This is a genomic window from bacterium, from assembly GCA_036524115.1.
GTDB lineage: Bacteria > JAUVQV01 > JAUVQV01 > JAUVQV01 > DATDCY01 > DATDCY01.
The window spans coordinates 19,128-40,216 of the sequence record DATDCY010000333.1; the positions used below are offsets into that span (position 1 = coordinate 19,128).

Consider the following 21,089-nt stretch of genomic DNA (forward strand, 5'->3'; position numbering starts at 1 on the left):
GGCCTCTGGTAGCATGGGCGCCATGGCCGTCATGACGCCGCCGTCGCCGCCGCTGTGGCGGCCGGGCTGGTTCGCGGAGAAGCACCTCTTCGAGGCGCTGCAATCGGGCCTCGGCGAGGAGTGGCACGTGTTCCACGACTACGCGTACCTCGGCGCGGAGCACCCGGCCGAGGGGGCGATCGACTTTCTCGTCGTCCACCGCGAGCACGGGCTGCTGGCGATCGAGTGCAAGGGCGAGGGCGTGCACCTGCGGGGCGACGGCACCTGGATGCGCCTGCTCGCCGGCGGCCGCGAGGAACCGCTCGGCGAGAGCCCCTTCCGGCAGGCGCAGCGCCACATCAAGGAGCTGGTCGGCGAGCTGCGCCCGAAGGTCGCCGCCCTCTTCCCGGGGCTCGGGGGCGCCTTCCCGTTCGTGCACGGGCACGCGGTGGCGCTCCCCGCGACCTCGGCGGCCGACGTCGGGCCGCTGCCCGCCGAGGTCTCCCCGAAGATCCTGCTCGACGCCGCGGACCTCGGGCGCCTGGACCGGCGGATCCCCGAGATCCTCGCCTGGTGGGGCTCCGGCCGCGGGCCGGTGCGCCCCCTCGACGAACGCGAGTTCCGCCAGTTCCGCAAGCACGTGCTGCTGCCGCGCTGGAAGCTCGCCCCCAGCTTCGGCGCCCGGCTCGAGCTGGAGGACCAGGCGCTCGTGCGCCTCAGCGGCGAACAGGCCGAGGTGCTGCGCAGCCTCGTGTCCGCCCCGCGCCTGTGCGTGCGCGGCGGCGCCGGCACCGGCAAGACGCTGCTGGCGCTGGAGGTCGCACGCGCCGCGGCGCTCGCGGGGCGACGCGTCCTGCTCACCTGCTTCAACATCGCGCTGGCGCGCTGGCTGGCCGGGACCGTCGCGGACTGGGGGCCGCTGGCCGGGCGAGTGCGCGCGGCCAACTTCCACGACCTGTGCCGCGAGGCCGCCGAGGCGGTCGGGGACGTGCCCCCGGCGCCCGCGCCAGGCGACAAGCGCGCCGCGGACGAGTACTGGAACGTGCAGCTGCCCGCGCGGTTGCGCGCCGCGCTGGCCGCCGGGAAGCTGCCGCGCTACGACGCGGTGGTCGTCGACGAAGGGCAGGACTTCCTGCGCGACTGGTTCGACCTGCTCGAGGGGTGCCTGCGCGACCCGCGGGCGGGGGAGTTCGTCATCTTCCACGACCCCGCGCAGGACATCTTCGGCACCGGCTGCCTCATGCCCCCCTTCCCCACGGTCGCGCTCGGCGTCAACTTCCGCAACACGCGCCGCATCGCCGAGTACCTGGGCACCCTCGCCGAGCGCGCGGCCCCGGCGTTCTCGCGCAGCCCCGAGGGCGAGCCGCCGGTGCTCCACCGCCAGCCGCGCGGCGGGGCGGCCGCGGCCGAGGCGGTCGACCGGCTGGTGGCGGAGCTCGTCGACGAGAAGCGGATCGCCCCCGGGCGGATCACGATCATCGCGCCGCACACGAAGGAGAACACCTGCCTGCGCGGGCTGGACCGCATCGGCGGCCAGAGCATCTCCACCGACCCCATGGACCGCGCCGGGGCGGTGCTCTGCACCACGATCGGCAAGTTCAAGGGGCTGGAGTCCGACGTCGCGGTCCTCGTCGACGCGCGCGAGGACGACCTCTTCGAGGGCCGCGCGTTCCTCTACGCCGCAGCCTCGCGCGCGCGGCTGGCGCTGCACGTCTTCCGGGCGGAGTGACCGCGAGGCCCTGCGCCCGGAGGCAGCCATTGCCGCCTGCGGTCCCGAGGCCTATAATTTCTCCATTGAGCGCGGGACGTTCCGGTGCCGGGGACCCGGGACGGTCGGATCGCGTCCCGTCGAAGCGCCGCGGCCGCGGCGCCCAAGGGGAGGGTCGGATGATGGCCGGAACAGGACCGCGTTGCGCCCGTTCGCTCCGCTTCTGGTTACTCGCGCTGCTGCTCGCCGGCGGGATCGCTCACGCCGGCGCCGCACGCGCCGGGGAGCAGGCCTTCATCCGCACCGGCACGAGCGCGCTGACCGCGTTCGACGCCGCGGACTTCGTCCCGCTCGGCAGCGTCCCGCTCACGGGGACCTCGCTCTGGGGGTTGGCAACGTCGCCGGCCACGCAGCGGCTGTACGCCTTCGACATCAACACCCAGACCGTCCTGGCGGTCGACGTCGTCCGCCGCGCCGTGGTCGAGACGATCCCCCTGACGGAGCTGCGCTTCACCCCCTACGGGATGGCCGTGAGCGCCGACGGCAAGCGGCTCTACTTCGCCGCGCAGAACAGGGCGCTGGGGCTGATCGCAATCGACCTGGAGCGCCGGCTGCTCATGGCTGAGGTCGCCGTGCCGTACGCGCAGCGTGTCGTGCCGCACCCGACGCTGGACAAGCTCTGGGTGACCACGAAGACCGGGGAGCTCTTCACGCTCAGGGCCTCGGACCTGAGCATCCTCGCGCACCAGCAGCTCCAGGGGGCGGAGATCGCCCTGAGCGACGACGGCGCCAGGCTCTACCTCACCGGCGACCGCAGCAGCCTCCTGGTGATGGACGCGGCGACGGACGCCGTCCTCGGACAGATCCCGACCGGATTCCACGCGACGGCCTTCCGCATCGCCGGCCGGTGGGCGTATCTCGGCCACAAGGAGCTGGGCGTCCTCCGGGTGATCGACCTTGTCGACGGCCACCTCGAGACGGACATCACCCTGGACACGGGCCAGTACGTGAGGGTCGGCGGCATCGACGCGACCGCGGACGGCTCCCGCGTCGTGGTGCTCCTCGACAACAACCTGCGCTACAAGTTCGCCGTGGTGGACGGGGCGGCACACACGCTCCTCGGCCTCCACGAGGGGGTCAGCGGGTCCGTCTACTGCTCGTCGAGGTTCGTCATGCCGGTGACTGTCCCGCAGAGCGTCTTCACCGTGAACAGCACGGCCGACGTTCCGGACGCGGCCCGCGGCGACGGCGTCTGCGAGACGGCCGCGGGCAACGGGGTGTGCACCCTGCGCGCCGCCGTCCAGGAGGGGAATGCCGCCGCCGGCACGGCCCTGATCGAGGTGCCGGCGGGCGAGTACGCGCTGTCCATCCCCGGGGCCGACGAGGACGGGGGCGCCACCGGCGATCTCGACGTCAGCGGCCGACTGACCATCCACGGCGCCGGCAGCGAGACCACGGTCGTCGACGGCGGCGCGCTCGACCGCGTGCTCGATGTGGCCGCCGGCGGCTCACTGGGGCTCGCGGGCGTCACCGTGCGCAACGGGCGGCTGCCGTTCCGGGGCCAGGCGTCCCTCGAGAACGGAGGGGGCGCGGGACTGCGCAACCAGGGCGTGCTCACGCTGTCGGGGGTCGCCGTCGCGGACAACCGCACCGAGGGCTTCGGCGGCGCCGGTGTGCACAGCACGGGCGTGCTGCGCGCGGAGGACTGCACGTTCAGCGGGAACTCATCCGTCGGTTCAATCTGCTGGCTCGACATCCTCGGCAACCAGGTCTGCGGCGAGTCGGGCGGCGTCGCCGCCGTCTACGCCAGGCAGGCGGAGATCAGGGACAGCCGGTTCACGGCGAACGCGAGCGCTGTCGCGGTCCGCATCGATGGGTCGCTCGAGCGCTGCGTGGTCAGCGACAACGAGGCACGAGGCGTCGTGGCGACCTCGGTCAGCCGCAGCACGATCAGCGGCAATCGGGGGCCGGGCTGCAGCGCCGGCCTCGTCACGGACTCGACGGTGAGCGGCAATGTCAACACCGACCCTGACGGGTGCGGGGGCGGGATCGCGTGGCTGGAGCCCTACCACAAGCTCGTGGTGGCGCGCTCCACGATCAGCGGCAACGCGGCGTCCCGCGGCGGCGGAGTGTGCGCCCAGTTCTTCGAGATGGAGAACGCCACGGTGAGCGGCAACGCGGCGACCGGAGACGGCGGCGGCATCTTCGTCAGGGAATACGACGAGTGGAACCACGTCCGCAACTGTACGATCACCGGCAACACCGCGGACAGCGACGGCGACGGCTCCGGGGACGGCGGCGGCATCTTCAACCAGCACCCGGACACCTACTACGACACGCACCTGACCAACACGATCCTTGCCGGCAACGTGGATCGAGGCGGGCAGGCGCCCGACTGCGCGGGGTATCTCGGCAGCAGTCAGTTCAACCTCGTCGGCGACGCGGCGGGCTGCGGCTTCGACGCGCTCGAGTGGGACGTCGTGGGGAGCCCGGAGTCCCCGATCGATCCGGGGCTCGCCCCGCTGGCCGACAACGGAGGCCCCACGGCGACGCACGCGCTGCTGGCGGGCAGCCCGGCGGTCGACGGCGGCCACCCCTACATCTTCCCGGCCACCGACCAGCGTGGCGTGGCCCGCCCGCAGGACGGCGATCTTGACGGCACGGCACACAGCGACATCGGGGCGTTCGAGCTTGCGCCGCTGTCCTGGAAGATCACCGCCGCGGCCGGCCCCAACGGCAGCATCACGCCGGTCGGGGAGGTGGTCGTCGCCGACGGCGGGAGCAGTATCTTCGCCATCGCCCCCGACGCCCGTTACCGCGTGGCGGACGTGCTTGTCGACGGCGCCTCCGTCGGGCCGGTGAACACCTGGTCGTTCGACGAGGTTTCCGCCGACCACACGATCACGGCGACCTTCGAGGCCGAGCCCGTGCTCTGGACGATCGCGGCCTCGGCGGGGCCCAACGGCAGCATCACGCCGGCGGGCGCCGTGGTCGTGCCCGACGGCGGGAGCAGGAGCTTCGCCATCGCCCCCGACACCCACTACCACGTGGCGGACGTCCAGGTGGACGGCGCCTCGGTGGGCCCGGTGAACGCCTTGTACTTCGACGGCGTCACCGCGGACCACATCGTCGCGGCCACCTTCGCGATCGACACCTACACGGTAACCGCCAACGCGTGGGTCAACGGGAGCATCTGGCCGAAGGGGAGGATCACGGTCCCCCACGGCGGCTCGGTGACTTTCCGGGTAGTGCCGAGGGCGGGGTATCGGGTCGCACGACTCGTCGTCGACGGCAGGAACGTGGGCCCGCGGACGTGGTTCAGGATCAGCGGCTGCTCGGGCAACCACTCGATCCAGGCGAGGTTCAGCAGGATCTACTAGCCGCGGTCTGGCCTGCCCCGGCGGGACCCCTCACATCTCGCGCGCCGCGAAGGTGTCGCAGCGGCCGAGGTCGCCGCTCTCGAACCCGCGGCGGAACCAGCGCACCCGCTGCTCCGAGCTGCCGTGGGTGAAGCTGTCCGGCACCACGCGCCCGCCCCCCTGGCGCTGGAGCCGGTCGTCGCCGATCGCGGCGGCCGCGCGCAGCGCCTCCTCGAGGTCGCCGGGCTCCAGCAGCCGGGCGGACTGGTTCGCGCGGTTGCCCCAGACGCCGGCCAGGCAGTCGGACTGCAGCTCGAGCAGGACGGAGAGGCGGTTGGCCTCGCGCTTGCCGGCGCGGGCACGGGCATCGCGCACCTTGCCCTCGATGCCGAGCAGGTTCTGGACGTGGTGGCCGACCTCGTGCGCGACGACGTAGGCCTGCGCGAAGTCCCCCGGGGCCCCGAAGCGCCGCCGGAGGTCGTCGAAGAAGGAGAGGTCCAGGTAGACCTTCCGGTCGGGCGGGCAGTAGAACGGGCCGGTCGCCGAGCCGGCCATGCCGCAGGCCGAGTCCACCGCCTCGGTGAAGAGCACCAGCTTCGGCGGCGCGTACGAGCGGCCGCCCTCGCGGAAGACCGCCCCCCAGGTGTCCTCGGTGGAGGCGAGCACCACCGAGACGAACTCGGCGAGCGCGTTCTCGGCCGCCGGGCGCGGCTCGGCGCGCTGCTCGACCGCGGTGCCGCCGCCGGTGGGGACCATGTTCACGATGGTGGAAGGGTCGACGCCCAGGTAGAGCGCGACGAGCACGATCACGATCGTCCCGAGCCCGCCCCCGGCGATGCCCCGACCGATGCGCAGGCCGCGCCGGTCCTCGACGTTGTCGCTTCGTCGCCCGCTCTCCCAGCGCACGGCCGCTACAGCCCCTTGGCCCGCAGCACGTCCGCCACCGGCCGGCGCGGGCTGCGGATCCTGTTCAGCGGGTCCTCGCGGTCGGCGTGGCCGAGGGCGATGCCGATCGCGACCGCGAGCGTCTCCGGGACGCCGAGTTCCGCGCGGACGATGTCGGGCCAGGCCGCAAGCATGACCGCGGGGATGGAGTCGAGGCCGGCCTCGGCCGCCGCGAGCATCAGGCTCTGGGCAAACGCGCCGAGGTCGTAGAGCGACCAGGGCGAGAGCGACTTGTCCAGGCACAGCCAGGCCACGGCCGGCGCGTCGAACAGGCGGTGGTTGCGCCGGGTCAGCCCGCGGCGGGCCTCGGCGTCCTCGCGCGCCACGCCGAGGATGCCGAAGCGCTGGCGCATCAGCTCCGCGGTGCGCTCGCGGTGCGCCTCGGGCCACGACGTCGGCGCCTCCGTCTCCAGCGCCAGCGCGGCTCCCTGCTCCGCGCGCTGCAGGTACCCCTGCCGGATGCGCTCGAGCGCCTCGCCGGCGGCGACAAAGACCTCCCACGGCTGGGTGTTGGCCCACGAGGGCGCGCGGCACGCCGCCGCGACGACGGCCTCGACCTGCGCGCGGGCCACCGGCTCCCTCGTGAAGGCCCGACAGGAAAAGCGTGCGTCCAATGCCTCCCGAACGTTCATGGCTGGAACCTCCCCGGACATCCGTGTCGGAGGCAATCTCGCCCTGTCGTCCGCGGCTGTCAAGCGCACCGCCGGGAACAATCCGTGAGAGAATGATGTCTCCCCGGACGGGACAACACCCCGGGGGGAAGGACGACCATGGCCAGGACCAATCTCTTTTTCGCAACCACGTTCGCCGCCGCCGTCGCGCTTGCGGGCGTTGCCGCGCCTGCCGGGGCGGCCAGCGTGGGCTTCTACGGCACGTTCGGCGGCGGCGCCGCGGGAGGGAACGACGAGGGCGGGACGAGCGGCAGCTGGGACTGGGACCGCGACACCACGCACGCGGGCGGGGGGCTCACGATCGACACCTCCGGCGGCTACTCCCCGATCAACTACCGGCTCGGCCTCGGCTGGGAGCACATCGAGGCGCAAGGCGAGCGCGGCGAGGCCGACCGCGCGCTGCAGGGTCTCGTGATCGACAACGACCTGACCTTCGATGTGCTCCGGGGCCCGGCATCCAGGTTCTGGGTCGGCCCCGAGTTGCGGCTCGGCTTCCTCCACGGCTCGCTCGACGATTCGACGCCGGGAGACCGGAACTTCTACGCGGCCGGCGTAGGGCCGGTGCTCGGTTTCGACCTCGGGCTCGGCCCCGGCGCGGCCCTCTCGTGGAAGTTCGGCTACCTGTACACCTGGTATTACACCGACGACGACTCCTGGGACAGCGGCGACCACAATGACCACGCCGAGATGGACGAGGGCCACGCCTTCGTGACCATGGCGCTGCTCTTCCGGCTCTGGGAAGGGCCCCATGCCGGCCAGCAGGGCGCGCCGCCTCCGGGCGTCTACCAGCCGCGAGGGCGCTGGTAGCCGACGCTTCCGTCGCCCACCAAGAGCCCTGCCGGCGCCCGGCTCCCGACGCGGGGCCGGCGGGGCGCTGCTCGCCAAATCGCCCTGCCGACCTGCCCTGCCGATCCGTCTCTCGACAATCCTTAGGGCTTTCGTTACCCTCTCGCGAACTGACAACACGGTGAACACCTTGCAGGAGGAGGGGACGAGTGGGCAGGATGCGGCGGCGCTGGTTGCAGCTTCTTCTCGTGGCGGGGTTGTCCGCCGGAATGTTCGGGGCCGGGAACGCCCGGGCGCAGCAGGCGCCCCTGGCAGCGGTTGAACTGTCGGCGGGCGCGCAGGACGCGGCGGAGTTCAGCGTCTCGCCGCCGCTGCAGGAGATCGTCCCCGCCCCGGCCGCCGCCGCGGGCGAAGCCGCGACCGGCGCCACGGAGACCGACCCGGTCTTCGGCCCCGTCCGGGAGACGCCCGGCAACTTCCCGATCCCGCGCCCGATCGTCTTCGAGCCCGGGCAGTCGCCCCTGGCACCGCCGGCCGCGCCGGAACTGGTCCTCTACGACGCGCCGATGCCTGGCCTCGACAACGGCTGGCAGGGCCTGAACCAGGGCGTCAACCGCGCGCTCATCGGCGTCGGCCTGCTTCCGGCTGACACCAACGGCGCGGCCAGCGCGACCCACTACATCCAGATGGTGAACACCGCGTTCGTCGTCTACGACCTCGTGAACGACGGCCAGTGGGGCTATCCGAAGGCCGTGTACGGCCCGGCCAGGCTCAGCGACCTCTGGGCCGGCACGGCCGGCGCCTGCGCGACGCGCGACGACGGCGACCCGGTCGTGGCCTACGACGAGGCCGCCGACCGCTGGCTGCTGAGCCAGTTCGCCATCCCGAACTACCCGAACGGCCCGTTCTACCAGTGCATCGCCGTGTCGGCGACGGGCAATCCGCTCGGCAAGTGGTACCGCTACACCTACAGCTTCGACGTCCTGAACGACTACCCGAAGTTCGGCGTCTGGACCGATGGCTACTACATGTCGATCAACCAGTTCAAGCCCTGGGCGAACCCGAGCTGGGCCGGCGAGGGCGTCGCGGTCTTCGAGCGCGCCCGCATGCTGGCGGGCGACCCCGCCGCGCGGATGATCTACATAGACACGTACGACGCGTGCGTGGTCGGGACCGAGGCCGCGTGCCAGCTGGGCGGGATGCTCCCCTCCGACCTCGACGGCCCCGCCCCGCCGCGCGGCACGCCCAACTACTTCGTGCAGTTCGACGACGACGCGTGGGGGTACTCCGGAGACCAGCTCCAGATCTGGCGGCTCACGCCGAACTGGACCGCCGGGACGGCGACCTTCGCGCACGTCGCCGACCTGCCGGTGAACTCCTTCGACTCCGAGGTCTGCACGAGCTACAACCGCCTCTGCATCCCGCAGCCGGGGACGACCCAGCGGCTCGACGCCATCGCCGACCGGCTCATGTACCGCCTGCAGTACCGCAACTTCGGCGACCACCAGTCGCTCGTCGTCAACCACACCGTGGACTCGAACGTCAACAAGGCGACCAACGACGGTCACGCCGGCATCCGCTGGTACGAGCTGCGCAACACGGGCTCGGGCTGGAGCGTCCACCAGCAGGGCGACCACGCGCCGGACGCCGCCAGCCGCTGGATGGGCAGCATGGCCATGGACAAGGACGGCAACATCGCGCTCGGCTACAGCGTCTCCGACGGCGCGTCGATCTACCCCTCGATCCGCTTCGCGGGCCGCCTGGCCGGCGACACGCTCAACCAGCTGCCGCAGGGCGAGACGGTGATGCTCGCCGGCACCGGCAACCAGACCAGCTCGTCCGCGCGCTGGGGCGACTACAGCTCGCTCGCCGTCGGCCCAGACGGGTGCTCGTTCTTCTACACGACCGAGTACGGCCGCGTGTCGTCGTTGGCGGAGTGGTACACGTACATCGGGAACTTCCACTACCCGGGCTGCCTGCCGGTGAACACCACGATCACGAAGATGCCGCCGGCGTTCACCGCCGCGACCACGGCGTCCTTCACGTTCGGCGGCGACGCCGGCTCGGGCGGCGGCAGCGTCGTCGGGTTCGAGTGCTCGCTCGACGGCGGCGCCTTCGCGGCCTGCACCAGCCCGAAGAGCTACGCCGGCCTGGCGTACGGCGTCCACACGTTCCGGGCGCGGGCGCGCGACTCCAAGGGATACCGGGACGAGACGCCGGCGACGTACGCCTGGACGCGCTGCATCATCCAGAGCTTCCGGAGCAGCGGCGCCCAGGACGGCTGGATCCTCGAGACGGGCGAACCCACCGGCGTCGGCGGGTCGATGAACTCGGCCGCGACGACCCTCGTCGTCGGCGACAGCGCGGCGCGGCAGCAGTACCGCTCCATCCTGTCGTTCGACACCTCCGCGCTGCCCGACGGCGCCCGCATCCGCGGCGGCCTGCTCAAGACGAAGCTGCAGGGGACGGCCGGCGTCAACCCCTTCACCACGCACGGCAACCTGCTGGCCGACATCCGCATGCCGTACTTCGGAAGCTCGGCGCTGCTGCAGGCGAGCGACTTCCAGGCCGCGGCGGGGGCCTCCGGCGCCGCGGTCTTCGGCGCGACGGCGCGCAGCGGCTGGTACTCGGCGCCGCTCGGGAGCACGGCCCTGCGCTTCGTGAACAAGCGCGGCACCACGCAGCTGCGGCTGCGGTTCACGCTGGACGACAACGACGACGCCGTCATGGACGTCGCCCGGTTCTTCAGCGGCAACGACGCGACCGCCGGCAACCGGCCGACGCTGCTGGTCTACTACCTGCCCTGACCGATCGCACCCAAGGTGACAGGAGGGACGGGCCCGCGCCCGTCCCTCTTCTTTTCGCTCACTCGGCGACGAGGGACTTCACGAGGAGCCGGAAGTCCTCCTGCATCAGCGGGCGCACCCCGCCGATGATCTGCCAGACCGCGTAGTTCCGGTCGATGAGGTACGTCGTCGGGAACTCCTTGACGCCGAAGCTCCGCGCGAGCTGCATGTCCTTGTCGACGAGGATGATCTGCCCCGTGCCGCAGTTCTTCAGCAGCCCGGCGTAGCCGTCCGCCTCGAGGGCGGCCGGGATCTCGGAGCACACGGTCGGGGCGACGAGGCCGCGGTCGGCGTACTGGGCGAGCAGGTCCTTGATGACCGGCACGGAGGTGTAGCAGGTGTCCGTGAAGCACGACCAGAAGGAGAGGATGATCGCGTTGCCCCGGAAGTCGCTCAGCGACACTTCCTTGCCGTTCACGTCGGGAAGCCTGAAGTCCGGGAAGGTGCCCCCGACGGCCGGCTTGACGACCTCGGACGTTGCCGGGGGCGGCTTCGCGGCGACCGGCCTGGTGGCGTCGCCGCCGGCGACGGTGGCGGGCATGGCGAGCGAGGCGGCGAGGACGGCAGCGGCAGGAAGGGACGACGACAGGATCTTCATCCGTGGCCTCCTTGGAGGAAGAACTTCGTCCACCCCGAAGATATACCCGGCCCCGCGGGGAGGTCAATATCGCAGGCCGCCCGCCACGACATCCCTCGCACTCGGCGAGACGTGCCGCCGCCGCCTGCTGACAGCGGCGCCTCGGGCACCTATATTTGGCGTCAGGAATCGGTCACAGCCACGGTACGAAGCACGAGCAGACGGCGAGGACGCTGCGACGGGGTGTCTGCGGGCACCGCCGGGCGTTTCAGGCCGCGAGACGGGCGGGGAAGGAGGCGAGAAGGCTGATGCCAAGGGGGGGCTGCCGGCACGTGGCGGACCGGAGGACAACGCAGGTGCGCGGACGCGCCCTGAAATGAAAGGATCCCCCCATGAAGAGACTCACGGTGTTCGTGATGACGGTTCTTCTCACGGTCTTCGCCTCGGCCGCGCTGGCCGACAACCACGGCAAGACCGGCAAGCTGCTGCTCTTCCAGAAGTGCGACGCCGGCCTGATCGGCGCGGCCGGCTATGACTCCGTCGGGTGCCCGCTCGTCGGCACCGGCCCCTGGCCGGCCTTCCTCGGGAACCACCGGGAGGGGAAGCTGAAGTACTCGCCGTTCGGGAAGAAGTTCTCCTTCTCGTTCACCGGCCGCGGGCTTCTGCCGAAGAAGAGCTACACCCTGATCTACTACCCGGACCCGTGGCCAGGGTCGGGGCTGATCTGCCTCGGCAGCGGCAAGAGCAGCCGTGGCGGCAGCGTGGAGATCCACGCCAAGAAGGACCTGGGGACGGGCCTGCCGGCGAGCTACGACGCGAACTTCAATCCCGTGGCGCCCTCCGGGGCCGTGGGCGCGAAGATCTGGCTGGTGCTGTCCGACGACGTGCAGTGCACGGCTCCGACGCAGTTGCTCGGCTGGAACCCGACGGACTACCTCTTCGAGTACAACCTCATCGTCTACGACAACCGGGACCTGAAGGCCCGCGACCGCGACGACGATTGACGAACAGCGGGGCCGGGGCGCCGTCCCCGGCCCCGCGCCTCCCGTCCTTGCGCGCCCCGACCCCTCCTCGGCGATCGCCTTGCGGAGCGGGCGCAGCCGGCGTAGATTCTGGGCGGGCGCGGGCGACCGCGCGGACTTTCCCCCGAAGCGTCCGGAGGGCGGGCATCGTGGCGAGCGGGCCGGTCACCATCGGCATGACGGCGTACTACCGGATCACGCTCGCGCTGCCGCTGCTCGTGAGCGCCGTCGTCTATCTCCTCGGCAAGAGCGCGCTCTTTCCGGCCATCGCGGACATCGTCTGGTTCTCGATGGTCATCGGGGGCATGCCGTACCTGCTCCTGGCCGCCGTCATGTTCTTCTGGATCGCCGGCAAGCCGGAGAAGACGGTCCACCAGGTCATCTACCTCTCGCCCTTCTTCATGGTGCTGCTGCTGGCGCTGGCGGTCCCGGTCTTCCTGCCCAGCCTGCGCGGGGCAAGCGCGGCGCAGCGCACGCTCGTGGATTCCGTCGCGCGGCACAGCATCTTCACGCTGGTGCTCGGCTACCTCTACGTCGCCGCCGTGCAGTCGGTGTACCTGTGCCTGAAGGCGCTGCGGCGGATCTCGCCCGGTTGAGCGATGGACGACGACGCGATCTACCGCTCCCTGCAGCAGCACCTTGACGCGCAGGCCGTCGGCTTCCCGTCCGTGACGTCCGGCGCCGACATCCGGCTGCTGCGGCGCCTGTTCGCGCCCGATGAGGCGCGGCTGGCGCTGCACCTGAGCTATCGGCCCCTCCCGACGGCGACGATCGTCGCGAGCGCCGGCCCGGATCGGCCGGTCGCGCAGGTGACCGCGCTGCTCGAGAGCATGCTCCAGAAGGGCGCCATCGGCTGGAAGCGCCGCGACGGCGAGGACCACTGATACGTCATGCCGATGGTCGTGGGCATCTACGAGTGCCAGGACGGCGTCCCCTCCCCGGAGTTCCTGCGGGACGCCGACGCCTACATGCGGACGCTGGCCTTCGGCAAGTCCTTCCTCTCGGTCAAGCCCTCGCAGATGCGCACGGTCCCGGTGAACCGCAGCGTCCCGGTCGAGCACCCGATCGCCACGTACGACCAGGCGCGCGAGGTGCTGGGCGGGGCCCGCGGCCCCTTCGTCGTGATCCCCTGCATCTGCCGGCGCGCCCAGGCGATGCGCGGCAAGCCCTGCGCCAAGGTCGCGCGCGAGGAGACGTGCCTGGCCTTCGACGACATGGCGGCGATGGTGCTGCGCCGCGGCCACGGCCGCGAGATCGCGCGCGAGGAGGCGCTGGCCATCCTCGAGGCGAACCAGGAGGACGGCCTCGTCCTGCAGCCGGCCAACGCGCGCAAGCCCGAGTTCATCTGCTCCTGCTGCGGCTGCTGCTGCGGCATGCTCTCCATCCAGAAGCGCCTGCCCCACCCGTCGGACTTCTGGTCGAGCAGCTACTTCGCGGAGGTCGCCGCCGACGCCTGCACGCAGTGCGGCACGTGCGTCTCGCGCTGCCAGGTGAACGCGGTGACGCTGTCCGGCACCGCCGGCGAGGCGCTCGTCAACCGCAGCCGCTGCATCGGCTGCGGCCTGTGCGTCACGACCTGCCCGGCGGAGGCGCTGCGGCTCGTCCGCAAGGAGCAGGCGCCGGCGCCGCCTCAGGACGAGGAGGCGCTCTGCGACGAGATCATGGCGAACAAGAAAGGACCCCTCGCGCAGGCCCGGATGCTGGCCAAGCTGGCGCTCGGGATGAAGCAGTGAGGCGGCGCCCGGCGCCGGTGCCGATGACGGCGGAAAGGGAGGGAATGCCCATGAAGGCGCGGAGACCGGCCAGAACGCTCGTTGCACTTGCGACTCTTGCGGTCCTCGCGGGTGCCGCCGCGCCGGCCGCCCCGGCGGCACAGGTGCAGTGCCAGCAGTTCACGGCCACCGGATCGCTCGTCGCCGGGGACACGACGGGCGCCCTCCGGCTCTTCCAGGCCGAGCCGTCCGGTTGCGCGGCCCCCAAGGCCTGTCCGGGTTCGAGCGGACCGGGGCCCTTCTTCTTCGACACCTACAGCTTCAGGAACGGCCCGGCGGCCCGCTGCGCGACCGCCACGCTGACCAACCACTGCGGCGCGGCCACCCGCGTCCACGCCTCGGCCTACGGCGGCAGCTTCGACCCCGCCGACCCCTGCCTGAACTACCTTGGCGACGTCGGCACCGCCCCCCCCGACGGCGGGGCCGCCTCGTTCTCCTTCATCGTTCCGGCGAGCCAGACGCTGGTGATGGTGCTGAACACGACCGTCGCGTCGGCCGAGTGCCCCGCCTACGATCTCCAGCTCTCTGGCTGCAGCGACTGGGGGGCACTCTGGTCGGCGGCGGGGTCGACGGGGGTGGCCGCAAACCCCGGCGCGGTCACCTTTGCCGGGCCGGTCGTGCAGCTCAAGCCGACGACGGCGCTGCGCGTCGCACAGACGCTGCGCTACGGCACCTCCAACCTGAAGCTCGACCCGGACGGGTTCTGGCGCATCCGCTTCCGCGACAACGGCGCGGCGTCCCGCCTCCGCGTCTGGTTCAAGCACGCGGACGCGAGGACGGGCGCACTGCGGACGCTCATGAGCTTCGACAGCAACACCCGCCCCGCATCCGCGGGCTTCCAGCTCGTCGAGATACCGACGTCGGGAATAGCCGTTCCCGTCTCGGGCGCATGCTGGATCGAGGCGACGCTCGACAAGACCGGCGGCACCGGCAGTCCCGCGCTGCACTCGATGGACTTCATCGCGCCGTAGCGCCCGGCCCGGCCGCCCTGAGCGCGGCGATCCGCTGCAGCAGCGGCGGGTGCGAGTAGTGCAGCGCCACGTGCCACGGATGCGGCGTCAGGTTCGCCAGGTTGCGTACGGAGAGCTTCTTGAGCGCGGCGACCATCGCCTCGGGGTCGGCGGTGGTCGCCGCGGCGAAGCGGTCGGCCTCGTACTCGTTGCGGCGTGACCAGGCGTTCAGCGCCGCGCCGAGGAGGAACTCCACGGGCGTCAGCAGGATGCCGAACAGGACCAGTCCCGCGTGCACCGACGCGCGCTGCACGAGGAACGCGTCGTAGAGCCACCGCTGGTCCAGCAGCAGCGACAGAACCCAGAGCATCGCGCCCGTGTGCACGATGGAGACGACCGTGCCCTTGAGCACGTGGCGCCGCACGTAGTGCCCGACCTCGTGCGCGAGCACGGCCACCAGTTCGCCCGTCGTGAGCTGCGCCACGAGCGTGTCGAAGAGCGCGATCCGCCGGTGCCTGCCGAAGCCGGTGAAGAACGCGTTGGACTTGCTCGAGCGGCGCGACCCGTCCATGAGGAAGACGTTCTCCAGCGAGAAGCGCACGGAGGCCGCGTAGCGCTCGATGCGCTCGCGCAGCTCGCCGGCGGGCAGCGGCGTGAACGTGTTGAACAGCGGCATGATCCACGTCGGCGCCACGAACTGCACGACGAGCGTGTAGCCGGCCACCGCCGCCCAGCAGGCGAGCCACGCGGCGCTCCCGGCGTGCGCGAAGAGCGCCAGCACCGCGGCCAGCAGCGGGCCGCCCAGGGCCGCCGCCAGCGCGACGCCCTTGACGCGGTCCAGCGCGAACGTGCGCGGCGTGGTCCGGTTGAAACCGAACCGCTCCTCGATGACGAACGTCGCGTGGATCGAGAACGGCAGCGACAGGAGCGCCGAGAGCCCCGCCAGCGCCCCGACATACACCAGCCCCGAAGTCACCGGGCCGCGACCCCACGCGCCCGCCAGCGCGTCCAGCATCTGGAAGCCGCCGGCGAACCAGAACGCGCAGAGCGCCGCCAGGTCGACCCACTCCCTCACGAGGCCGGCCCGCGCCGTCGCCCGCGCGTAGGCCTGCGAGCGCTCGTACGCCGCGCGGTCGTAGATGCCCTCCATCTCCGGCGGCATGTCCGGCAGCAGGCTCCGGAGGTTCAGGACCGCGACCGCGGTCTCGATCGCGCGGACAGCGAGCAGCGAGACGAGGATTCCGAGGGCGACGTCGCTCATCCGCGCGGGCTCTTCATGACACGCTCATTCTACGCGAGGCGCGGCCCGGCGGCGGCCTCCCCCGATTGACAAGGCCGCGCGTCGGCCCGAGATTGCCCTTGTCGCCGGGCCGTCGCGGCGCGGGAGGACCGGCGCCGGGCGCGGGGGTCTCACCAGGCCGCAGGCAGACGGAGGCGCAGTCGAGCCATGGAAACCAGGATCATCGTCCGGGCCAGGACCACCGACGCGAAGTTCATCGGGACCAGCATGGGCGGCGCGCGCGTGACCATCCGGCGGGCGGACACCGGCGCGGTCCTCGCCTCGGGGCTGACGCAGGGCGCGACCGGCGACACCAGGCGCATCCTGACCGAGCCGCCGCCCCGCGGGCAGCCGATCACCGACCTCACCACCGCCGCGTTCGAAGCGCGCCTGGACCTGGAGGAGCCGACCTTCGTCACGGTCGAGGTCTCCGGCCCGATGGGACATCCCCGCTCGGCCGCGTCCTCGACGATCCAGGCCTGGCTGATCCCGGGGAAACACGTCCTCGGCGACGGCTTCGTGGTGGAGATCCACGGGTTCGTCGTGGCCATCGCCAGGCCCGGCGCCGGCGAGACGGTCGCGCTCGCGGACGGAAAGGCGCGCGTCCCGCTCGCCGCAAGCGTCGTCATGATGTGAGGCTGCCCGACGACCCCGGGCGGGTTGTGGGACGCTCTCAGATACGAGGTGATGGCGACCGTGAAGCGCGACGGCGCGGCCGCGGGAACCGTCGCGCTGGCGCCAGGCACGGCGCAGAGCAGCTTCGAGGGGACGCTCGAGCTGACACACCCCGGGAGCTACGACGTGACGCTGTACGCCTTCGACCCGGTCACCGGCAACGCCGGCGTCGACCGGGTCGCGTTCACTGCGCGCTGACGCGCCCCCGGGCAAGGACTCGTCCCGGAAGGGATTGGCCGGCTTCGGCTACAATCGGCCCGTGGACGAACTGACGCGCGCGTCGGTCATCGAGGCGGTCCGGGTCCAGTACCTGCTGCGCTGGGACGGCACGCACGGCCTCGCCCACTGGGAGCGGGTGCGCGAGAACGGCCTGTGGCTCGCCGCCCGCACCGGGGCGCGCGCGGACGTCGTCGAGCTGTTCGCGTACTTCCACGACGCCTGCCGCGCCAACGAGCACACGGACCCGGGGCACGGCGCCCGCGGCGGCGCGCTCGCCCGCAGCGTGGCCGGCAGCGCCTTCGGCATCGACGCCGCCGGCCTCGAGCTGCTCGTGGCGGCCTGCCGCGACCACACGGTCGGGCAGGCCCACGCCGACCCGACGATCGCCACCTGCTGGGACGCCGACCGGCTCGACCTCGGGCGGATCGGCACGATGCCCCGCGCGGAGCGCCTGTGCACGACGACGGCGCGCGATCCCGAGGTGATCCGGTTGGCGTGGGCCAGGAGCCGCGGCGAACCTGATCGTTCGCTGCCCTTATCTCCCGTCCCGGAACAGTGACCTCGTCGGGCTTGTACCGCCCCCCCTACCCGGCCCCTTCGGGCGAGGCGCCTGGCGCACGGTGCGCGTCGGGAGGCCTGTGGTAGACTGAGCCCCTTCGCCGCGCCAGGAGCAAGGCCGGGAAACCGGCAAGGGAGGACCCATGCCACGAAGGGCGTGCCGCCTCGGTCCGAAGGTTCTCCTCTTTCTCGCGGTGTGGCTGGTCCCCTATTCCGCAGGCACCCGCGGAGCGCTCGTCCCCGCCGCCGCTGCGGCGACGCCGGCCCCGGTGACCGTCACGGCGCCAGCGGCCGGGGCCGTTCTCCAGTGGGGCAAGACGTACCGGGTGGCCTGGAGGAATCCGAATCTCGGGACGTCCGTCCGGAAGACCCGCCTTTCCATCTCCCTGGACGGCGGCCTGCACTGGCAGTTCCTCGCGACCCTCGACAGGAATCCCGGCTCCTACAGTTGGCGGGTCCACGAGGTGCCTGGAGTAATGAGACGCTGTCTCCTCAACGTTGCGCTGCTCAACTGGCGCGGAGAGACCATCGGCCGGGGCCGCACGGGCGGCTTCTTCACCATCCGCGGAGTCGTGAGCCGCTACGGAATCGGCGCGGTGGAGAGCTGGTACCTGCCGGGCTACACGTGGGGCAAGGCCGCCGCGGGGGATCTCGACGGCGACGGCCGCTCGGAGATCGCGGTGCTCTCCAGCTCGGGATCTTCCTGCAATTTCGCGCACGTCCTTCGCCGCAGTTCCGACGGGAAGCTGCCCTTCGTCTCGACGATCGCGACGTTCGGTCTGCTGGACCTGAAGGACATCGCCGCCGGCGACCTCAACGGCGACGGCCGCGCAGACCTCGCTTTCTCCAGCGTCTCCACCCTTGGGGGGGCCATGCTGGGCCGCCTGCTGGCTCTGTACCAGGATCCGGCGTCCGGGGCGATCGGAGCGACCTCCGCCCAGAAGATCTACGGCTCCGACAAGGTGGGGGACATCGTGATCGGCGACTTCGGCGGCACCAGCGGCATGGACGTTGCCGGCCTCGCCGAGCCCGCGACTGCCGGCAACCCCGGAGCGGTGGCGATCTTCCTCCAGAGCTCCACCGGGCCTCTCGATTACGAGCGACGCTACGACGCCGTCAGCGTGGACCTCGACGGGGAGATCCACGCCGGCGACGTGAACGCCGACGGGGGCGCGGACCTGGTCGTCCAGAGCGGCGAACGCGAGCTGTCAGTCATCCCGCGGGCCTCATCCGCGCTCCCGCCGGGATTTGGCGCCGCGGAGCCGCTCACCGTCGTGCCGGCAACCGACCCGCCCATCTCGAGCTACGCCGTGGGGGACCTCGACAATGACGGGAGGGCCGACCTCGTCGTCGCCTCGGGATCCACGCTCCGTGTCTTCATCCGAGCGTCCGGCGGGGGGTTCCGGTCCCCGATGGTCATCCCGCTCGGCCTCACACCCCGGAAGGTGGCGGCGATCGACCAGGACGGCGACCTGCTCACCGACATCGTCGTTGACTATAGCCAGGGGATCGCCGTGCTGCGGCAGACCTGCAGCCACACGTTCCTGCCGCCGATCGTGCGGCTCGTGCCCTGCCAGTCGGTCGGCCCGATCGGCAGGGGTTCCCTTTTCCAGAGCGACGTCAACGGGGACGGCATCCCGGACATCGTCGTATCCGGCTACAACGGTCGCCTGAGCTTCATCTTCGGGACCAAGTTGCCCTGAGGCGGCCGGGCGCCCGGTGTTCCGCCGCCTCCTTCGACGACGTGGGAGTCTTCAACGAGCACGCCCTGCCCTGACGCCGTCGGGGGCACGATCCGCGTGCGCCGCACGGGAGGACGACCGCCGGCAGCCGCCCTGCGGTACAATACCGCCATGGATTCCACCTTCTGCCTCCATGTCACCAAGCAGGACGGGTACTTCCTCACCGCCTGTCAGGGAAAGGCCTCGCTGAGCCGGATCCTGAGCGGCTGGTCCGGGCTGGCCGAACGCTGCATCGAGGAAGGGATCAACAAGATCATCTGCCAGCCGCACGTACCGGGGCCGGCCGAGTTTCTGGACGTCTACCAGTTCGGCATCAGCTTTCGAGACATCTCCTGGCCCCCGGGGACGAAGATCGCCATCGTCTGCCCGGAGGACGACCTGCCGCAGTACCGGATAGCCGAGATGATGGTCGAGAACCTTCGTGGACCCGAGAGCAGGATCTTCACCTCCATCGAAGACGCCAGGGGTTGGCTCCTGGACCGTCCGCAACGCAATACCCGAACCAACGCGCAATGACGGGGGAAGCGGCGAGGACCGACGCGCGAGCCGATGGTCTGCTCACAGGAGGGAAGAGCCGGGCCGCACCTCAGAAGGCGAAACAGGCACGCTTGCCTGACACGTCCAGGGCCGTGGGTGGGCCGAAGAAGAAGGTCTTCAGTTCGTCACAGGACATGTTCGTTGCCGGAGCGTACAGGTCCTGGCACCCCACGTCGTCCCTCCCGATCGACATGGTCGTGCAGATGGACATGCACCCGTCCACATTGCTCGGCACGAAGAGGTCACAGCCGATAGCGTCGCTGCACAATCGACCGCAGTAGTACGCGGGGCACTCCGGCCCGGTGCCCTCGTTGCGGCATCCAGCGACACCCGCCATCACGACTCCCACGAGCAGGAACAGGCCGATCCGTTTCATCCGATTCTCCCTCGCTCCCATCGGCCGTGCCCGGCGGCAACGGCGCGCCCGCGATTACCGTAGCACCGGACCGCGACGGGCCGCAAGAGGACGACAACGGAAGACCCGCCTGCTCCACCGCCGTCCCCGGCTAGAACGCGAAGTCGAAGGTCCTCAGGTCGACGCCGGCCCTCCTCATGATCGAGAAGGTCGGCTCGAAGTCCGTGCCGGTCGTGGCGATGAAACCCGTGCAGCCGAAGGCCTCCTTCACCGCGCGCGCCTTCTCGCCGGTGTCGGTCTCCAGGCCGAGGAGGGCCCGGGAGACCGCAGGGCCGATCCGCTCGAAGACCCGGGACGGCATGATGAGGGTGGTGTCGGGGTTCCCGGCGGCCTGCATGCCGACAACGGTGAGCCCCGGGTAGCCCTCCGGCGCGAAGATCGTGCTCTTGACGACCGCGTAGTCCGCCGCCCCGCTCAGGACCGCCTCCAGCGCCTGCTGGTGGGAGTCGACCGGCACCGGAATGTAGACGCTCTCGGGCTTCTGGCCGGGATCGAGGAGTGCGCGGAGAAAGACCTCGCCGGCGGTGGCGAGCGGGCACGCGGCGACCCGCTTGCCCTTGAAGTCGGCGAGGCTGCCAAAGGCCCTGGCGCCATCCTTCGCCACGATGGAGGCGCGATACGTCGAGCTCCCATCCGTTCGAAGCGGGCGGGCAACCGGCCTCGCGAGCCCCTTGCCGATGAAGACCGCGGCGACGAACGACCCGGAGAACATCCCTTCGACATCACCCGACTTGAAGAGCCTGGCCGCCTCGGAGTAGTTCTTCGCAACCCTCAGGGTGATGCCCCCGAGCTGAGGCTCGGCGGCCTGCAGGTAGGCGCTGAGCACCTCGTATTTCGGCAGTTCCTTTGCCGGGTCGGTGGGCGCCATGATCACCAGGTGCAGGGGCTCGGAGGCAAATGCCGTCGAAGCCGCAAGGCACGCGGTCAGGGCGAGCAGCGGAAGCAGGTGTCTTCTCATGTCGTGGGCCCTCCTCTCCGGGGCTGCCGCCGGAGCTTCCATCCCCTGGTCCTCAATATACGCTCCCGCGGCGCGGCGGACTCCGGTCCGT

At 71.4% G+C, this 21,089-nt stretch carries 20 protein-coding genes; 14 read left to right on the top strand and 6 right to left on the bottom strand.

Going from position 1 to position 21,089, the window contains the following annotated elements; translation table 11 throughout:
- Window positions 1–22: 22 nt before the first annotated feature.
- On the top strand, window positions 23–1,708 hold the full coding sequence (locus VI078_16165) for an NERD domain-containing protein (protein HEY6000822.1): 1,686 nt from the start codon (window positions 23–25) through the stop codon (window positions 1,706–1,708).
- Window positions 1,709–1,866: 158 nt separating this feature from the next.
- Window positions 1,867–5,067: a choice-of-anchor Q domain-containing protein gene (locus tag VI078_16170; GenBank protein ID HEY6000823.1), complete on the top strand. Its 3,201-nt coding sequence runs from the start codon at window positions 1,867–1,869 to the stop codon at window positions 5,065–5,067.
- Between the two features lie 30 nt (window positions 5,068–5,097).
- On the opposite strand, the gene VI078_16175 is transcribed toward VI078_16170, so the two are convergent.
- Window positions 5,098–5,952, bottom strand: coding sequence for a neutral zinc metallopeptidase (locus VI078_16175; protein HEY6000824.1), 855 nt, complete (start codon window positions 5,950–5,952; stop codon window positions 5,098–5,100).
- A 5-nt stretch (window positions 5,953–5,957) separates the two neighbouring features.
- Window positions 5,958–6,644 carry a nitroreductase gene (locus tag VI078_16180; protein ID HEY6000825.1) on the bottom strand — a complete coding sequence of 229 codons (687 nt, stop codon included), beginning with the start codon at window positions 6,642–6,644 and terminating at the stop codon, window positions 5,958–5,960.
- 117 nt (window positions 6,645–6,761) lie between these two features.
- Here VI078_16180 and VI078_16185 point away from each other — a divergent pair, with 117 nt between their 5' ends.
- The gene (locus VI078_16185) at window positions 6,762–7,469 is read left to right on the top strand and encodes a hypothetical protein (GenBank protein ID HEY6000826.1); all 708 of its coding nucleotides are present in this window, start codon (window positions 6,762–6,764) and stop codon (window positions 7,467–7,469) included.
- Between the two features lie 188 nt (window positions 7,470–7,657).
- On the top strand, window positions 7,658–10,255 hold the full coding sequence (locus VI078_16190; GenBank protein ID HEY6000827.1) for a hypothetical protein: 2,598 nt from the start codon (window positions 7,658–7,660) through the stop codon (window positions 10,253–10,255).
- 58 nt (window positions 10,256–10,313) lie between these two features.
- Here the strand turns inward: VI078_16190 and VI078_16195 are convergent, their stop codons facing one another.
- Window positions 10,314–10,892: a redoxin domain-containing protein gene (locus tag VI078_16195; protein ID HEY6000828.1), complete on the bottom strand. Its 579-nt coding sequence runs from the start codon at window positions 10,890–10,892 to the stop codon at window positions 10,314–10,316.
- Between the two features lie 371 nt (window positions 10,893–11,263).
- Between VI078_16195 and VI078_16200 the strand changes: the two genes are divergently transcribed.
- The 5 genes from VI078_16200 (at window position 11,264) to VI078_16220 (ending at window position 14,636) form a co-directional block, all read left to right on the top strand.
- Window positions 11,264–11,875, top strand: coding sequence for a hypothetical protein (locus VI078_16200; protein ID HEY6000829.1), 612 nt, complete (start codon window positions 11,264–11,266; stop codon window positions 11,873–11,875).
- A gap of 167 nt (window positions 11,876–12,042) precedes the next feature.
- On the top strand, window positions 12,043–12,489 hold the full coding sequence (locus tag VI078_16205; protein HEY6000830.1) for a hypothetical protein: 447 nt from the start codon (window positions 12,043–12,045) through the stop codon (window positions 12,487–12,489).
- A gap of 3 nt (window positions 12,490–12,492) precedes the next feature.
- The gene (locus tag VI078_16210; GenBank protein HEY6000831.1) at window positions 12,493–12,777 is read left to right on the top strand and encodes a hypothetical protein; all 285 of its coding nucleotides are present in this window, start codon (window positions 12,493–12,495) and stop codon (window positions 12,775–12,777) included.
- 6 nt (window positions 12,778–12,783) lie between these two features.
- Window positions 12,784–13,626, top strand: a complete 843-nt coding sequence (locus VI078_16215; GenBank protein HEY6000832.1) for a 4Fe-4S dicluster domain-containing protein — start codon at window positions 12,784–12,786, stop codon at window positions 13,624–13,626.
- A gap of 50 nt (window positions 13,627–13,676) precedes the next feature.
- A complete protein-coding gene (locus VI078_16220) occupies window positions 13,677–14,636 on the top strand; it encodes a hypothetical protein (protein ID HEY6000833.1) in 960 nt (319 codons plus the stop codon).
- Here the strand turns inward: VI078_16220 and VI078_16225 are convergent.
- Window positions 14,623–15,876, bottom strand: coding sequence for a M48 family metallopeptidase (locus VI078_16225; GenBank protein ID HEY6000834.1), 1,254 nt, complete (start codon window positions 15,874–15,876; stop codon window positions 14,623–14,625). The genes VI078_16220 and VI078_16225 overlap by 14 nt on opposite strands.
- Before the next feature lie 186 nt (window positions 15,877–16,062).
- On the opposite strand from VI078_16225, the gene VI078_16230 reads away from it, so the two are divergent.
- The 5 genes from VI078_16230 to VI078_16250 all read left to right on the top strand — a co-directional run bounded on the left by VI078_16230 (window position 16,063) and on the right by VI078_16250 (window position 19,604).
- On the top strand, window positions 16,063–16,530 hold the full coding sequence (locus VI078_16230; protein ID HEY6000835.1) for a hypothetical protein: 468 nt from the start codon (window positions 16,063–16,065) through the stop codon (window positions 16,528–16,530).
- 51 nt (window positions 16,531–16,581) lie between these two features.
- Window positions 16,582–16,767 carry a hypothetical protein gene (locus tag VI078_16235; GenBank protein HEY6000836.1) on the top strand — a complete coding sequence of 62 codons (186 nt, stop codon included), beginning with the start codon at window positions 16,582–16,584 and terminating at the stop codon, window positions 16,765–16,767.
- A 61-nt stretch (window positions 16,768–16,828) separates the two neighbouring features.
- Window positions 16,829–17,347 carry a hypothetical protein gene (locus VI078_16240; protein ID HEY6000837.1) on the top strand — a complete coding sequence of 173 codons (519 nt, stop codon included), beginning with the start codon at window positions 16,829–16,831 and terminating at the stop codon, window positions 17,345–17,347.
- Between the two features lie 142 nt (window positions 17,348–17,489).
- A complete protein-coding gene (locus VI078_16245; GenBank protein HEY6000838.1) occupies window positions 17,490–19,049 on the top strand; it encodes a VCBS repeat-containing protein in 1,560 nt (519 codons plus the stop codon).
- A gap of 150 nt (window positions 19,050–19,199) precedes the next feature.
- Window positions 19,200–19,604 (top strand): hypothetical protein, encoded by a 405-nt coding sequence (locus VI078_16250; protein ID HEY6000839.1) that lies wholly within the window; start codon window positions 19,200–19,202, stop codon window positions 19,602–19,604.
- Between the two features lie 70 nt (window positions 19,605–19,674).
- On the opposite strand, the gene VI078_16255 is transcribed toward VI078_16250, so the two are convergent.
- The gene (locus VI078_16255; protein HEY6000840.1) at window positions 19,675–20,001 is read right to left on the bottom strand and encodes a hypothetical protein; all 327 of its coding nucleotides are present in this window, start codon (window positions 19,999–20,001) and stop codon (window positions 19,675–19,677) included.
- A 130-nt stretch (window positions 20,002–20,131) separates the two neighbouring features.
- Complete coding sequence (locus VI078_16260) at window positions 20,132–20,998, bottom strand: PhnD/SsuA/transferrin family substrate-binding protein (GenBank protein HEY6000841.1); 867 nt, start codon at window positions 20,996–20,998, stop codon at window positions 20,132–20,134.
- Between the last annotated feature and the right edge of the window lie 91 nt (window positions 20,999–21,089).